The sequence below is a fragment of the Paraburkholderia sp. Ac-20340 genome (assembly GCF_017104965.1).
Classification (GTDB): Bacteria; Pseudomonadota; Gammaproteobacteria; order Burkholderiales; family Burkholderiaceae; genus Paraburkholderia.
In genome coordinates this window covers 494964-509379 of record NZ_JAAGPR010000001.1, presented here as the reverse complement: position 1 = coordinate 509379, position 14416 = coordinate 494964, and the positions used below count along the sequence as shown (strand labels likewise).

Genomic DNA, 14416 nt, shown 5'->3' with positions numbered 1-14416 from the left:
GACGAAAACCATGCCACGGTCGCCTGGTCAGGGCAGTCTGTTTGAGCGGCTCGAAGCTGATGCTTCACCTGCCCGAATCTACACGCGGCAGCAACAGGCCGCTGCGCGGGTACGGGCGATCGAGCAGCATCTGCAGTGGTTGCTCAACAGCCGTCAGGGTTGCTCGCTCAGCAGTCCGGAACTTGGCCTGCGCGATTTCAACGACGCTCTGGCCGGCACGGCCGACCTCATGTTGCAGTTACGAGGCGAGATCGAGGTCATGGTGCGGCAGTTCGAACCTCGTGTCACCGTGCTCGGGGTGCGGGCGTGCTCGCACCCCGAACGCCCACTAGATCTGCATTTCAGGATGGATTGCATCGTGCCCGTCCATAGTACGGAAGAGCAGGTCGAGATCGACCTGGTCATCAGCCACCGGAACCAACAGGCGCATATCGCCTGATATCTTGCCAGGGAACGCCGCAAACCATGCCGTTGCGACAGAAGTTTCGCGAGGAACTGAGCTATCTCCGTCGGCTCGGACGCGAGTTTGCCCGGGAGAATCCACAACTCGCACGCTTTCTCGGCGATGAAGCAACCGATCCGGATGTCGAGCGCCTGCTCGAAGGCTTCGCCTTTCTGACTGCCCGGATTCGGGTGAAGATCGAAGACGATTTCCCGGAACTTACGCATTCGCTGCTGCAGGTACTGTGGCCCAATTATCTGCGCCCGCTGCCGAGTGCAGTCATGATGCGCTTCGATCCGGTCGAACGTTCCATTACGCAACGCCAGGTCATTCCCAAAGGGACCTGTATGCTTTCCCGGCCCGTCGATGGCATGACGTGCCAGTTTCGCACCTGCACCGACGTCGCACTTTATCCGCTCCGAATGGCTGCGGTAAGCGACGCGCATTCGCGAGAAAAATCGATCGTCCGCATTGATCTGGCGACAATTGCAGGCAATGCGCTGGACACCATCGACTGCGACAGGCTGGATTTTCACCTGACCGGCGACGACGTGACAGCACGAACGCTATATCTGTGGCTTGCGTCGTATCTGTCCGAGATCCGTGTCGAAGTCAACGGCAAGACCCAGCGGCTTGCTACTCGCCACCTCGTTTTCCCCGGCTTCTCTCCTGAAGAAGCGCTGCTGCCGTATCCGAAGAACGTTTTCGATGGCTACCGCATCCTGCAGGAATACTTTATTTTTCCTCAGCGCTTTCACTGCTTCGCGCTGACTGGCCTGCGATCGTTGTGGCCATCGGATACCTCCGATCAGGTACGTCTGGAGCTACATTTCTCTCGCCCGATGCCGGCGAATACCCGGCTGCGGGATTCCGACATTTCGCTGTACTGCGCGCCGGCAGTCAACCTGTTCGAGCACGATGCGGAGCCCATCAGCCTGAACGGACGCTCGGTCGACCAACGCCTGCGGCCGGCTGGGCAGCGGCCCGACTGCCATGAAATATTCAGCATCGATCTGGTGCAAAGCTGGCGCCGCGGTTCGGACATCCATCATGGGCAGCCATTGCGGACATTTCATCCGTTCGAGTCGTTCCAGCACGAGATCGAACATGCGCACGGACGGACCGCGCTCTACTACCGCACACGCATTGAACCGGCGCTTAATGGCGATGGCGTGACCCATCGGATTGCATTCGTTCGCGGCGACGAACAGGGCTATATCGGCGAGAGCGAAACCGTATCAATCGCGTTGACGTGCACCAATCGCGACCTGCCACTGTCACTAGGCGTTGGCGATATCTGTCTACCGACGCAGACCACGCCTACGTTCGCCCGATTCAGCAATATCGCGCGTCCGACGCCTGCTTACCGCCCTGTGCTGGACGGTGAGTTGCAGTGGACCTTGATCTCGAATCTCTCTCTGAACTATTTATCGCTGCTTTCGACGGAACCGCTCAAGGCGGTAATCCGAGCCTACGATTTCGCAGCGCTGCATGACATCCAGCTTGCGCGTGCCACACGCAAACGTCTCGACGGAATCGGCGACGCGGTCACCGCGCCAGCAGACAGGTTGATCAAAGGCCTGCCGATCCGGGGTCTCAAGACGCTTCTCACACTCGACCAGGCGGGCTTCCTCTGCGAAGGCGATCTCTACCTTTTCGGCACGGTGTTAAGCCACTTCTTCGCCTTGTACGCAAGCATCAATTCATTCCATCAGCTGGAAATTCTCAACGCCAGCAATAACGAGCGCTATCAATGGCCATGGCACACGGGCAAACAACCCCTGATCTAGCCGATGTCTTGCTGGCCGACGCAAGAAATTACGACTTCTTCCGTCTGCTCGAGCATTTGCATGGCTTGCACGGCGATGATCTGGAAACACTGGACACCCTTGAGCCGGAGCATCAGCGTGTGCGTCTGGGCAGCCATGCGGGTTTGGGTTTCCCTGCCTCGGACGTGCTGATGGCAGAACGTATGCCAGCGCACGCGCGTAGTGCCTATCGTGTACAAACCACGTTCTTCGGCATGCACGGTGCGGACTCGCCATTGCCCGGCTATTACCTCGACCGGCTCGCATGGGAGCAAGGCCAGGGTGTCGGCATTCGTACCGCGTTTCTGGACTTTTTCAATCACCGGTTGCTGACGCTGCTGCATCAAGCGTGGCGTAAATACCGCTACTACGTGCGCTTCCGGCAAGAAGCGAAGGACCGATTTTCGCGCTATGTCTTCGCCCTAATCGGGCTGAACGACGCGCAGTTGCGCGGCACGACTCCCTTACCGTGGAGCCGGCTGCTTAGCTATGCCGGTCTGATCGCGAGTCCAAGTCGATCTCCGACCATTGTTTCGGGCGTGATCGCGCATTGCTTCGATCTTCCGCATGTCCATATCCGGGAATTCGAACAGCGATATGTCCATGTTCCGAAAGAGCAGCAGTTGTCACTCGGCAAACACAACGGCGAGCTGGGCGACAGTTTTGTGATTGGCTCACGGGTTCGCACCCGACATAGCAAGTTTACCGTGGTGATCTCCGGACTAAGCCAGCAACGCTTTCGCGATTTTCTGCCCAGCGGCATCGACCATGCACGGTTGCGCAAACTGATCGATTTTCTGTTGCGCGACCCCGCTGCATGGGATCTCGAGTTGGGCCTGCGACACGAAGAAGTGCCGCCATTCAATCTTGGGCGCACTAGCGGCGCCAACCTCGGCTGGACCAGTTTCATCGATAACAAAGCCCTCAACCGTACTTCCATCGTCAGAATCAGGGTGCGCTCATGAATCTTGCTGCTACCGCGCGCCGTATCGCGCTGGTTGTCACCAACCCGCAGGCGTTGCAGCATGGCTGTACGCCGCGTCATAGCTTCGACCGTGCCGGCGGCACCATCGGTTGCCGGGGTGCAAACTGGATGCTCGCCGATCGCAACGAGCGCATCCATCCGATCCATTGCGAAATACTCGTGAAGGACGGTGGATTCTGTGTAGTCGACCGTAGCGGCCAGACACGCATCAACGGCAATGACAGCCCACTGGGTCTTCAGGTCGCTGCACAGTTAGGCGATGGCGACTTGCTGGAAATCGGCCCCTATCAGGTAGCCGTTCACCTCGCCGAGGCAGGTTCGCTCGCACATCAGAGCGTTGAGGATCTCGTTGGCTCCTCAGTTCAGCGGGACGTGACGGCAGGTCTTCCATTAGCCGGTGACGATGAACTCGGACCGCAAGGCTACGCAATACAAGAAACTCAGAGCGCTGCAGGCGGCTTGCACGCCGATCTCGATCCCCTGCTCGCACTCGATGCGGCCGAACGGCCACAACCGGCGTTCGCGGCTTCGCGCAGTCTAGACCCTGTTCACTACGGAATGGCGCCGGCCCGATCACAAGTTGATCACGCCGCCACTCGCTTCGAGGCCGTATCCGGCTCCCCCAGATCTCAACCCGGAGATTACCGCATGGCATCACAACCCGTTGATTCACCCGAGGTGCAGGAATGGATCAACGCCCAATCCTCTTCCCACGGCACACCGCAACAAACTGTCGCGCCTCTGCTAAGTGGTCTGGGTGCGCCTTTGGGCATCTCGCCCGGTACACTTGACGAGCAGGCCGCCTACCGTCTTTTGCTCGAAGCCGGGCAAGCGCTAGGCGCCACGATCCGGGGACTGACTGCGCTTTACGACAACAAACCGGGCAATGCGCGCGGCCCTGCCTTGCTTGACCGCACACTCCAGCCCATCGAGGACAACCCGCTGCGTTTGGGCCTGGGTTTTCCGGAAACCGTCCAGGCGCTTTTGGCAAGCAACCGAAGTGTGGTGCATCTCTCGCCAATGGCAGCGATCGACGAGAGCCTGTCGCAAGTCCGGCGACACAACGCAGCCTTGATTGAAGCCATCAATGCAAGTCTTCAGGCGCTCCTGCGGGCCTTTTCGCCTGATGTGCTACTGCAACGGTTCCGTCGCTATCGGCCAGATGGAACGCAGCAGTCCGACGCGCAGGAATGGGCCTGGCAGATGTACACGCACTACTACAACGAACTGGCGTCTACGCGACAGAAAGGGTTTGAGAAGCTGTTCTGGGAAGTCTTCGAGCAGTCCTATGATCAGGCTCTGCGGAATGAAGCACCATGATGAGTCCGATGTCATTGCGCCTTCTGGCCGTGATCGTGTCAGGTCTGGCCGCGAGCGGGTGCAGCGTCTTCGGCGGTTCGAGCGGAAATAACCGTGACAATGGTCCTGTTACCCAGATTGGGTTGGGTCTTTACGCCAGTCCCGATGTGAATCCAAATCCCGATAGCGCATCCGCCGACGCATCGACACAGGGTTATGTGACGCAGCAGCCCGCAGCGTTGACAGTCGATCCTGCGGCCAGCGGCGGTCCTTATCTGCTTAATCTCAAAAGCACGAGCAAAGCCGATCTGACCACGCAACTACGTTCCCTGCTCGACTATCTGCAGCACGAGAACAAGGCGAGCGACGTACAGACACTCGCCGCACGCGTGCAGTTCAATCCGGACGCGACGGGTTCCGCCGGGTTGGGACTCGATGCACCCTCCCCCTATTACGCGCTCGGCCCGCAGGTCGTCGCACTGCCCACGCAATGGAACTTGCCGAAGGGCGCTCCTGTCTCGCGCATCGTCAACAATCCGCCGTTGCCACTTGACATTCCGGGCAAGTCAAGCGGGGCACCGGCGCTCGGCCAATATGCGGACAGCGCCTCGGTTGCGCTGTCGCCGGATACTCCCGCAGCAGCGCCCGAACTACGCGCGGTGGCCACGCCGGTCACGTTCAAGATCCTGCAACTCAAGGACGATTCGGTATTCCTGAATGCGGGCTACGACCAGCTCGCAAAGGACCTGAAGAAGTCACTGGGCAGCACCTACGTCGATGATGAGGACTATGTCCTCCAGCCAGGGCAATACAAGTACATCGACTACTCGGCGATCAGCAAAAAAACCCGCTACATCGCCGTACTCGCCAACTTCCATAACCAGAATGGCGCGACCTGGAAGCAGGTTCTTCGCCTCGAACAGCGCGGCTACCGCTATGCCCTTCTCGTGGTCTTCCGCGACTCGGAAGTCTCCATTGTCGACGAAGGCTATCGCGCTCCACCTCCGGGCAAATAATCATGACATCACGTAATCCTGTCATCTGGGCTGAAGGTCTGTTCGTCAAGCCCCAGCATTTTCAGCAGCAGACACGCGCGCTCGAACATCTTGTCAACCAGCGGGCGAGCAGCATCAGCGAACACCTTTACGGGTTCACCGAACTGGAACTCAACCAGGAATATCTGAGCTTCGGCAAGCTTGCCATCGTGCGTGCACGCGGCATCATGCCGGACGGGACGGTATTCGACATTCCCAATGACCAGCCGCCACCTGTACCGCTTGCGATCACCGATGGCTCAGCCGCGAACCAGATGGTGTACCTCACCTTGCCGTTACGCTCCGACGGCGTGCTGGAAGTGCAATGGCCGGACAGCTACGCCAATGCGCGCTACCGTGTGGCGTCAGAGGAAGTGCGCGATACGCACAGCCAGGAAGGCGATTACGTCTCCATGGAACTGGCCAGTGCGAACCTGCAACTCAGCCTCGAGCGGGACGACCGGAGCGCGTTTACCGGCATCGCGCTCACCCGCATTCTGGACCGACGCCCGGATGGCAGTCTGGTGCTCGACGAGGCGTTTTATCCAACCAGCCTCTCGCTCAACGCGGTCCCGCCACTGCACCGCTTCCTCGGCGAAACGGCCGGCCTGATGCGCGAGCGCGCGAGGAATATTGCAGAGCGCATCGGCTCGCCTGCACAGTCCGGTGTCGCCGATGTCACCGACTTCAATCTGCTGCAAACCCTCAACCGTCTGCAGCCGCATTTTCAGCATCTGGCACGACTGCGCCATGTTCATCCAGAGCAGGTCTACGTAGCCTTCAGCCAGGCGTGCGGGGAACTGGTGACGTTTACCGACGAAGGACGCCTGCCGCAGGAATACCCAGCCTATCAGCACGACAACCTCCGTCTGTCATTTCGTCTGCTGGAGGAAACGCTACGCCGCTCGCTGAGCACGGTACTGCAACCGCGCGCGGTATCGCTGCCAATCGTGCGGCAGCAATATGGCGTCCTTACGGCTACGGTACAAGACCGCAGCTTGCTCGCGAGCGCGGACTTTGTCCTCGCCGTACGAGCGCGCATGCCACTCGAAGTGCTACGCCAGCAATTCGTCCAGCAGGCCAAGGTCACGTCTATCGAAAAGTTGGGCGAGCTGGTGAGTCTGCAATTACCAGGTATCCCACTAAGTCCGATGCCGGTTGCCCCACGCCATTTGCCGTACCACGCCGGATTCACCTACTTCCAGCTCGAGCGAAGCCATCCTGCATGGAAGCTGATGCACGACACCGCCGGCTTTGGCTTCCACATCGCCGGTGACTTCCCAGAACTGGAACTGCAATTCTGGGCCATCAGGAGCGAATGATATGTCAACCCGCGACAATCTCGTCGAACCCGGCATGCTGAATGCAGCGCCGGCGCCCATCGTGCCTAACAAGCGCGACATCGGCTATTCAACCATCGCGGGCATCGATCACGATGCGGATCTCGGCTTCGCGTTGCGCGGACAGAGTTACAACGCACTCGTGAACGGAGCCTTGCCACTCTTTGGACTGGTCATCCGTTTGCGCAAGCTCGACCAATACGACAACGTCGAGCATCTCTACTCCACAGTGCGCGACCAGATTGCAGCGCTCGATGAAGAAGTGCACGGGTTAGGTTACGACGGTGCCACCCAGCTCGCTTTTCGTTACGCACTATGCACCTTCATCGACGAAGCCGTTATGGCTACGCCGTGGGGATCGCATTCGAAATGGGCAGCGCGCTCGTTACTCAGTAATTTCCATAATGAAACGTGGGGCGGAGAGAAGTTCTTTACCGTTCTCTCGCGCATGCTGATGGACGCGCGCAAATACCGCGACGTGCTCGAGTTCAAATATCTGTGTCTTTGCCTCGGGTTTCGCGGTCGGTACGGCTTGCAGCACAACCAGTCGGAAGCACTCCAGGCCTTGATCACGAAGCTCCACAGTGCACTGCGTGGATTGCGGGGCGATACTCCGGAAGCACTAACCGAGGCCCGCGCGCAGGTTGCCTCGCGACGTTATCTCATGGGTCTGTCCTGGCCATGGTGGACACCGTGGCTCATCGCCCTTGTGGTTCTCGCGCTCGTCTACGCTGGCTATGCACTCAGTCTGCACAGTACAACGGATGAGGTGCTGCACTCGCTCGACACCATGCTCAGGCGTTAATTCGAGCTTCTACGAGGCAAACGGATGGTCGCCTGCTGTCGCCGGCCAGCGCATCGAGCGGGATACAAAAGATAGGACCAGCAACCAGCCCAAAAAAACGGCCTGCATTCCGCAGGCCGTTTCCACATCTGATCAGAAGATCAGGATTCCAGCGGCTTGCGCCAGTCGTCAGCCGCTTCCGTACCGGCGATTGCGTGCGTCCACGTGATCTTGCGATAGGCGAGCGATACCTTGATCAGTTGGGTGTAGTCGGATTTCGACGCATCCTGTGCGTGCGGCAGCACCGTATTGATATCGACGACCGTTGCGTCTTCGAGCTTGGTCGTGAAGAAATGCTCCTGCTTGCCTTCCGTCGACGTGCGATACCAGTGCGTCTCCACCACCGGCAGCATTTCGCCAGAGGCAAGCGCCTGATACATAAGCGGAACAGCCTTGTTCAGCGCACAGGTGAACACGTACGGCTTGTGCACGCGCTGGCCCGACGGCTGACCGCTTTGCGGATCGGTCGGGGTCGTGACGCGATGCTCAATTTCCTGAACGAGAATCTGATCTTCGTGACCCTCAACGAAGACGTTACCGACGGAGTCGGCAGTGGTGGCGCCCTTCGTGATGTTGCCCTGGGTCTTGCCGGTGATGCTGATATAGGCGGGAGTCGGCATGTGCGATCCTTGAATAGTTCATCAGGATGCGCGAAACGGATTTTTCGCGCGTCATCAAAAAATGACGTACCTATTAATGCAGTATCCGTGCCAGTAATTATGAGAAACGGGAATGCCCTGAAATCAAGCGTTTTGCGTCATGCGTGATCGACTAACGTTAACTGATTTCCGATGATCGCGGAGCCATCGTTGGCTCGATTTCAGTAAGCCCCCTTTAATTAAACGATTTCCAATAGGCCAATATTGGCTACATCTGGTCAATATTGGCCCGATTCCAAATTCAGACAACAGAAAAGCATTTAGGCATTCAAATTTTCCCACCCCCATCCATTCCCCCCACCGCCGCCCTCAACTGCTCCCGCAGCCACACCAGCCCCGCATCCGCCGACCGATGCTTATGCCACTGCACCATCTGATGCATTTCCGGCATATGCAGCGGCACATCGCGAATCACGATCGGCTCATGCCTTTGCGCGAGCTTCGCCAGCCTGCGATGCACCGTAGCGATCCGCTGCGTCCCCACCACAAGCTGCGACGCGGCCGCAAAACTATACGTCGTCACCTCGACGCGCCGCGCAACGCCTAGCCGCTGCACGAACCAGTCCTCCAGCGCCGGCTGCCCCTGGCCGGGGAGCACCACGATATGCCCCGCATCCAGATAAGCCTCGCGCGTGAGCGGCGCGTCGGCAAGCGGCGAACCCTCCCACAGCACACAACAAAACGCCTCGTCGAGCAGCGTCTCTGCCGGATGATCCGCCGAGCAATACTCGCGCGGAATGATCAGCAGATCGGCGTCCGCGCGTTCGAGCGCACGCTCGGGATGCTGAACCTGCGGCCGTAGATCGATGCGGATATGCGGCGCCGCTTCATACACACGCGCCAGCACATGCGGCATCAGCGTGGTCAAGGTGTAGTCCGACACCAGCAGCCGGAATGCGCGCGTCGACTCGGCGGGCACGAACGCGGGCTGCGTCGAGATCGTCGCCTCCACGCGCACCAGCACGTCACGCACCGCATCGGCGAGTCCTTCCGCGCGTGGCGTCGGCTCCATCTTGCGGCCGACCTGCACGAGCAGTTCGTCGTCGAAATACTCGCGCAGACGCGCGAGCGCATTGCTCATCGCCGATTGGCTCAGATGCACGCGTTCCGCCGCGCGACTGATGCTGCGCTCGCTGAGCAGCGCGTCCAGCGCCACCAGCAGGTTGAGATCCAGCTTGTTGAAACGCATGCGTTCCGTCTCCGAATAGTCTTCCCGATCCGACCAGGGTTGACCCTTGGTATTCAGCAAATCGATTCGCCGAATGGATCGAATCCATTTTTCATATAGATCGACGCATCTTAACCTAGCCGCACCCACAACAAAAACCAACACGAAGCGGTTCACAGAATCGCTCAGGAGACACCATGCAAGGCACTATCCAACGCATCGGCGGCGCGTGCGCGCTGGCAACGCTCGCGACAATCATGTCGATGCCGCAGCACGCGCAGGCATTCGAAGGCGGCATTTCGCCTTATCCCGCAAGCGCGACCGGCGACAACATCGCGTCGATGCCGCCGTTCCCGGGCCTGTTCGCGCTGCAGCAGTTCAATTACAGCTTTTCGAATGGCCTCTACGGCAACGACGGCCAGAAACTGGCGGTGCCGTTTCACTCGTCGGTTGCGACATCGGTGACGCGTCTGCTTGCGTCCTATCCGTTCGAGATCTACGGCGCGCGCTTTTATTCGCAGCTCGTGATTCCGGTGGTCTCGCTGCATACGACCGTGGCCGGCCAGCATTCGTCGCAAAACGGTTTGTCGAATATCACGGTCTCGCCGGTGATCGTCGACTGGCGGCCGACGCGCGAACTCTCGTTCGCCGCGGGTCTCGACATCGCGCTCGAAACCGGCTCGTACAGCGCGACCAAAGCCAGCGTGGCCGTGGGTTACACGTCCTTGCAGCCGGTATTCGCCGTGCGTTACGACCAGCCCGGCGGACTCGATATCGGCATCTCGAACCGCTTCCTGCTCAACCAGCGCAATTCGACGACGAACTACACGTCCGGCGATGCCTGGCTCGGCGAATTCGAAGCCGGCTGGCATCTCGGCCGCTGGAAGCTCGGCGTGGTGGGCTCCTACCTCAATCAATACAGCGACGACACCCAGAACGGCGCAACCGTGAGCGCCGGCTACCGCACGCGCAGCTTCGGTTTCGGTCCGTCGATCGTGTACGACGCCGGTCCCGTGAAGATCAATCTGAATTACCAGCAAGGCCTCTACGCGGCCAATACCTCGAAGAGCAACAACGTCTGGCTCAACATCGCGGTCCCGTTGATGTGATACCCGTCGCAAGACGTGCCGCAGAGTTTCAACCGTCAGCAAGGAAACGTTGAAGATATGTTCCGTTATTTCCCCACCAATTACGTCTGGAATCTGTCGATCGATCTCGCAATCGAAATGGGTGCGCGCATCGGCGAAATCGAGGCGATGTGCGCCCCGCTTCAGGAAGCCGCAAAGCAACCCGATGCCGAAGGTACGCGCGCGTTCCGCGAAGCCTGGGTCAAGATGGCCGACACACTCTGCGAACTTGCTCAGGATGACGAATCACATGGCCGATTGCTGTCCGCCGGTGCGAAATACAAACGGGCGAGCGCCTATCTGATCACGAGCGAACGCATGCTCGCGCACGATTCGCCGGGACGCATCGACCTGTATCGCCGCGAACTCGATCTGTTTGCAAAAGGCATTGCACTCGCCGGCGACAACTGCGAACGCGTGGAAATTCCGTACGGCGATGGCCATCTCTCAGCGCTCTATGTGCGCGCAAAAAATGCCCCGGCACGTGCGCCGCTGCTCGTCCAGGTGAATGGCCTCGATTCGACCAAGGAGATGAAATATTTCGTCGGCCTGCCCGCGTGGCTCGCGGAACGCGGCGTATCTTCGCTGATCGTCGATCAACCGGGCACCGGCGAAGCGCTGCGTCTGCACGATCTGACCGCCGTCTATGACAGCGAGCGCTGGGCGAGCCGCATCGTCGACTGGCTGGAAACGCGCGACGACGTGGACCCGAAGCGTATCGGCATGGAAGGCGTGTCGCTCGGCGGCTACTACTGCCCGCGCGCCGTGGCCTTCGAACCGCGCTTTGCTTGCGGCGTAGTCTGGGGCGCGAATCACGACTGGCGCGACGTGCAGAAAAAGCGCCTGCAACGCGAAGGCGATTTCCCGGTTCCGCATTACTGGAAGCACGTGTGCTGGGTCTGGGGCGCAAAAGATATCGACGATTTCATGCGCATTGCCGAAGACGTGCATCTGGACGGTGTGCTCGATCGCATTCGCGTGCCCTTCCTGGTCACGCACGGTGAAAAGGATACGCAGATTCCGCTCGCCTGGGCCCATCGCACCTATGAGCAGTTGATCAATAGTCCCCAACGCGAACTGAAGATTTTCACCGATCGCGAAGGCGGCGCGCAGCACGCGAGTTTCGATAACTCGATCAACGCCGGCCATTACATCGCCGATTGGGTGGCGGAAACGCTCGGCGGCAATACCCGCCTTTAAATTCCGCCGATCATAAAATTAAATACGAAGGATTACGTAATGAATATTATCGGCCCGGATCGCCTGGTCTTTGGCGTGGACGATGTCGCCGCATGCAGCCAGTATCTCGTCGATTACGGCCTGCTGCCGGTCGTGGCGGACGCGAAGGACACCGATGGCGCCAGCGCAGGCGGTCGATTCGAAGCGCTCGATGGGACATCCATCGAGATCCGCCGCGCTGACGACGCACGCCTGCCGCCTCCGCTCGGGACCGCGAGCATGCTGCGCAAAACGATCTACGGCGTGGCCGATGCAGCGGCGCTCGAACAGATCGCCGCAGAACTGCGCAAGGATCGCGAAGTCCGCACGCTCGCGGACGGTTCGATCGAAAGTACCGACGACATGGGGTTCACGCTCGGTTTCCAGATCAGCGTGCGCCGCCCGCTCGAACTCGCCGCCGAAGCCATCAACGCGCCCGGCGCGCCTGCACAGCGCGCGCCCAACGTGGTCGCCGCGAACGATGCGGCCGTGCTCACGCCGCGCACGCTCTCGCATGTCGTGTACTTCGTGCCTGATGCCGCACGCGCCGAAGCGTTCTACGTCGAACGTCTGGGCTTTCGCTGCACGGACCGCTTCGCGGGCGTTGGCCCCTTCCTGCGCCCTGCCGGCACGCTCGATCATCACACGCTGTTCCTGATCGAAACGCCGCCGTTCATGAAGGGCTGCGAGCACTTCACGTTCCATATGGGCGGGCCGAGCGAAGTCGTGCAGGCAGGCACGCGCTTCGTCGAAAAGGGCTATCAGTCGTTCTGGGGGCCGGGTCGTCATCGCTTTGGTTCGAACTGGTTCTGGTACTTCAACAGCCCGCTCGGTTGCCACGTGGAATACGACGCCGATATGGACCTGCACGACGACGCCTGGCAGGCGCGCTCGGCACCGATGGGCGCGGATGCTTCGCAGCTTTTCCTGCTGCAGCATCGCGAAAAGTGGGCGCCGGGCGGCCCGCCGGCGTGATCTATCTGACCGATCTCGACGCGCTGCCCGAACCGTGCTCGCGCGGTTTTGACCCGCATAACACGGGCCGCGCGACGATTTTTGTCGTGCGTCACGCGAGCGGCGTGCGCGCCTGGCGCGATGCCTGCCCGCATTACGGCGATACGCCGATGGCCTGGCGCAAGGACGCCTGGCTCGATGCGGGCGGCACGCGCATCGTATGCCATGCGCACGGCGCGTGGTTCGACATCGAGAGCGGCGTGTGCGTGAAAGGCCCCTGCATGGGCCAGCGATTGACGCCGGTCGCACTGCATATCGACGCGCAAGGTCGCGTTTTTATGCAGGATACCGAATCAATATCGAACATTAAACAGCAAGACCAGGAGACATCATCATGAACCAGCCAATGCGTCGCGTACTCGTCGTGGGCGGCGGATTTTCCGGCATGACGACCGCAATCGAATGCGCAAAACGCGGCTTCGAAGTCGATCTCGTCGAAATCGACGCGGGCTGGCGCTCGTACGGCGCGGGCATCAGCATCGGCGGCCCGACGCTGCGCGCGCTGCGCACCGTGGGCGTACTCGATACCTTTCTCACGCGCGGCTTTGCGGGTGACGGCGTCAATCTGTTCGCGCCCGACGGCACGCCGCTCGGCACCCTGCCGACACCGCGCGTGGCCGGCGACGATGTGCCCGGCGGCGGCGCGATCATGCGCCCCGTGCTTGCGGATATCCTCGCGCAGGCCACGCGCGCGGCGGGCGTCAACGTCAAACTCGGCTATACGTTCGAGCGTCTGGACGCACACGCCGACCACGTCGACGTCACGCTCACCGATGGCAGCGAAGCGCGCTATGACCTCGTCGTAGGCGCCGACGGTCTCTACTCCAAGGTCCGCGCCGCCACCTTCGCCGACGCGCCCACGCCGCGCTATACGGGTCAGGGCGTCTGGCGCGCGGTGTTGCCGCGTCCGCAGGAAATCGTGTGCGCCTCGATGTGGCTCGGCCATAAGGTCAAGGCCGGCCTGAATCCCGTTTCCAATGATGAGATGTACCTGTTCGTCACCGAAGACCGCCCCACACGCGCATACGTGGAAGCCGTCAACGCGCCGGAGATGTTGCGCGACCTGCTCGCGGGATTCAGCGCACCGGTGCTGCAAACGGTGCGTGCGCAGATCGGCGCGCAGTCTAGCGTGATCTATCGCCCGCTCGAAAGTCTCTTGATGCAACGCCCGTGGTCGAACGGACGCATCGTGCTGGTCGGCGACGCGGTGCACGCGACCACGCCGCATATGGCATCGGGCGCGGGTATCGGCATCGAGGATGGCATCGTGCTGGCAGAAGAGCTCGCGCGTCACGACACCCTCGCCGAAGCCCTTGCGGCGTTCGAGTCGCGCCGCTTCGAGCGCTGCCGCGTGGTGGTCGAGAATTCGGGGCGTCTGGGCGAGATTGAAATCGCCAACGGCGACCGCGCCGAACATGCGCGCATCATGCACGAGACGCATCACTATCTCGCGCGCGCGATTTGAGCGGAGACCAGCC

14 protein-coding genes are annotated in these 14416 nt (G+C 60.5%); 12 read left to right on the top strand and 2 right to left on the bottom strand.

Annotated elements, in window-relative coordinates; genetic code table 11:
* Window positions 1–10 precede the first annotated feature (10 nt).
* From tssE to icmH, 7 genes are read left to right on the top strand one after another with little or no spacing between them, the layout of a single operon-like run.
* Window positions 11–439: a type VI secretion system baseplate subunit TssE gene (gene tssE, locus G3N59_RS02430; RefSeq protein WP_205980924.1), complete on the top strand. Its 429-nt coding sequence runs from the start codon at window positions 11–13 to the stop codon at window positions 437–439.
* Window positions 440–465: 26 nt separating this feature from the next.
* The gene (tssF, locus tag G3N59_RS02425; RefSeq protein ID WP_205980923.1) at window positions 466–2232 is read left to right on the top strand and encodes a type VI secretion system baseplate subunit TssF; all 1767 of its coding nucleotides are present in this window, start codon (window positions 466–468) and stop codon (window positions 2230–2232) included.
* The gene (gene tssG / locus G3N59_RS02420) at window positions 2196–3215 is read left to right on the top strand and encodes a type VI secretion system baseplate subunit TssG (protein WP_205980922.1); all 1020 of its coding nucleotides are present in this window, start codon (window positions 2196–2198) and stop codon (window positions 3213–3215) included. Before tssF ends, tssG begins: the two co-directional genes overlap by 37 nt.
* Window positions 3212–4555, top strand: coding sequence for a type VI secretion system-associated FHA domain protein TagH (gene tagH / locus G3N59_RS02415; protein ID WP_205980921.1), 1344 nt, complete (start codon window positions 3212–3214; stop codon window positions 4553–4555). The genes tssG and tagH overlap by 4 nt, the downstream gene beginning before the upstream one ends.
* On the top strand, window positions 4552–5550 hold the full coding sequence (tssJ, locus tag G3N59_RS02410) for a type VI secretion system lipoprotein TssJ (RefSeq protein ID WP_205980920.1): 999 nt from the start codon (window positions 4552–4554) through the stop codon (window positions 5548–5550). Before tagH ends, tssJ begins: the two co-directional genes overlap by 4 nt.
* A gap of 2 nt (window positions 5551–5552) precedes the next feature.
* Complete coding sequence (tssK, locus tag G3N59_RS02405) at window positions 5553–6890, top strand: type VI secretion system baseplate subunit TssK (protein WP_205980919.1); 1338 nt, start codon at window positions 5553–5555, stop codon at window positions 6888–6890.
* A 1-nt stretch (window position 6891) separates the two neighbouring features.
* Window positions 6892–7713, top strand: coding sequence for a type IVB secretion system protein IcmH/DotU (gene icmH, locus G3N59_RS02400; protein ID WP_205980918.1), 822 nt, complete (start codon window positions 6892–6894; stop codon window positions 7711–7713).
* Between the two features lie 140 nt (window positions 7714–7853).
* Here icmH and G3N59_RS02395 read toward each other — a convergent pair whose 3' ends face one another.
* Complete coding sequence (locus tag G3N59_RS02395; RefSeq protein ID WP_205980917.1) at window positions 7854–8372, bottom strand: Hcp family type VI secretion system effector; 519 nt, start codon at window positions 8370–8372, stop codon at window positions 7854–7856.
* A gap of 307 nt (window positions 8373–8679) precedes the next feature.
* Window positions 8680–9600 (bottom strand): LysR family transcriptional regulator, encoded by a 921-nt coding sequence (locus G3N59_RS02390; protein ID WP_205981077.1) that lies wholly within the window; start codon window positions 9598–9600, stop codon window positions 8680–8682.
* Between the two features lie 236 nt (window positions 9601–9836).
* Between G3N59_RS02390 and G3N59_RS02385 the strand changes: the two genes are divergently transcribed.
* From G3N59_RS02385 to G3N59_RS02365, 5 genes are read left to right on the top strand one after another with little or no spacing between them, the layout of a single operon-like run.
* Complete coding sequence (locus tag G3N59_RS02385; RefSeq protein ID WP_205981076.1) at window positions 9837–10688, top strand: transporter; 852 nt, start codon at window positions 9837–9839, stop codon at window positions 10686–10688.
* Window positions 10689–10745: 57 nt separating this feature from the next.
* A complete protein-coding gene (locus tag G3N59_RS02380) occupies window positions 10746–11906 on the top strand; it encodes a prolyl oligopeptidase family serine peptidase (RefSeq protein WP_205980916.1) in 1161 nt (386 codons plus the stop codon).
* A 39-nt stretch (window positions 11907–11945) separates the two neighbouring features.
* Window positions 11946–12899: a VOC family protein gene (locus G3N59_RS02375; RefSeq protein ID WP_205980915.1), complete on the top strand. Its 954-nt coding sequence runs from the start codon at window positions 11946–11948 to the stop codon at window positions 12897–12899.
* A complete protein-coding gene (locus G3N59_RS02370; protein WP_205981075.1) occupies window positions 12899–13276 on the top strand; it encodes a Rieske (2Fe-2S) protein in 378 nt (125 codons plus the stop codon). The genes G3N59_RS02375 and G3N59_RS02370 overlap by 1 nt, the downstream gene beginning before the upstream one ends.
* Window positions 13273–14403 carry an FAD-dependent oxidoreductase gene (locus tag G3N59_RS02365; protein ID WP_205980914.1) on the top strand — a complete coding sequence of 377 codons (1131 nt, stop codon included), beginning with the start codon at window positions 13273–13275 and terminating at the stop codon, window positions 14401–14403. The genes G3N59_RS02370 and G3N59_RS02365 overlap by 4 nt, the downstream gene beginning before the upstream one ends.
* Window positions 14404–14416 lie beyond the last annotated feature (13 nt).

Excerpts from the sequence above, each read along its gene's own strand:
- tssK (WP_205980919.1), top strand. The coding sequence starts at position 5,553 with ATGACATCACGTAATCCTGTCATCTGGGCTGAAGGTCTGTTCGTCAAG.
- tagH (WP_205980921.1), top strand. The coding sequence starts at position 3,212 with ATGAATCTTGCTGCTACCGCGCGCCGTATCGCGCTGGTTGTCACCAAC.
- tssJ (WP_205980920.1), top strand. The coding sequence starts at position 4,552 with ATGATGAGTCCGATGTCATTGCGCCTTCTGGCCGTGATCGTGTCAGGT.
- G3N59_RS02375 (WP_205980915.1), top strand. The coding sequence starts at position 11,946 with ATGAATATTATCGGCCCGGATCGCCTGGTCTTTGGCGTGGACGATGTC.
- tssF (WP_205980923.1), top strand. The coding sequence starts at position 466 with ATGCCGTTGCGACAGAAGTTTCGCGAGGAACTGAGCTATCTCCGTCGG.
- icmH (WP_205980918.1), top strand. The coding sequence starts at position 6,892 with ATGTCAACCCGCGACAATCTCGTCGAACCCGGCATGCTGAATGCAGCG.
- tssG (WP_205980922.1), top strand. The coding sequence starts at position 2,196 with ATGGCCATGGCACACGGGCAAACAACCCCTGATCTAGCCGATGTCTTG.
- G3N59_RS02365 (WP_205980914.1), top strand. The coding sequence starts at position 13,273 with ATGAACCAGCCAATGCGTCGCGTACTCGTCGTGGGCGGCGGATTTTCC.
- G3N59_RS02385 (WP_205981076.1), top strand. The coding sequence starts at position 9,837 with ATGTCGATGCCGCAGCACGCGCAGGCATTCGAAGGCGGCATTTCGCCT.
- G3N59_RS02380 (WP_205980916.1), top strand. The coding sequence starts at position 10,746 with ATGTTCCGTTATTTCCCCACCAATTACGTCTGGAATCTGTCGATCGAT.
- G3N59_RS02395 (WP_205980917.1), bottom strand. The coding sequence starts at position 8,372 with ATGCCGACTCCCGCCTATATCAGCATCACCGGCAAGACCCAGGGCAAC.
- G3N59_RS02390 (WP_205981077.1), bottom strand. The coding sequence starts at position 9,600 with ATGCGTTTCAACAAGCTGGATCTCAACCTGCTGGTGGCGCTGGACGCG.
- tssE (WP_205980924.1), top strand. The coding sequence starts at position 11 with ATGCCACGGTCGCCTGGTCAGGGCAGTCTGTTTGAGCGGCTCGAAGCT.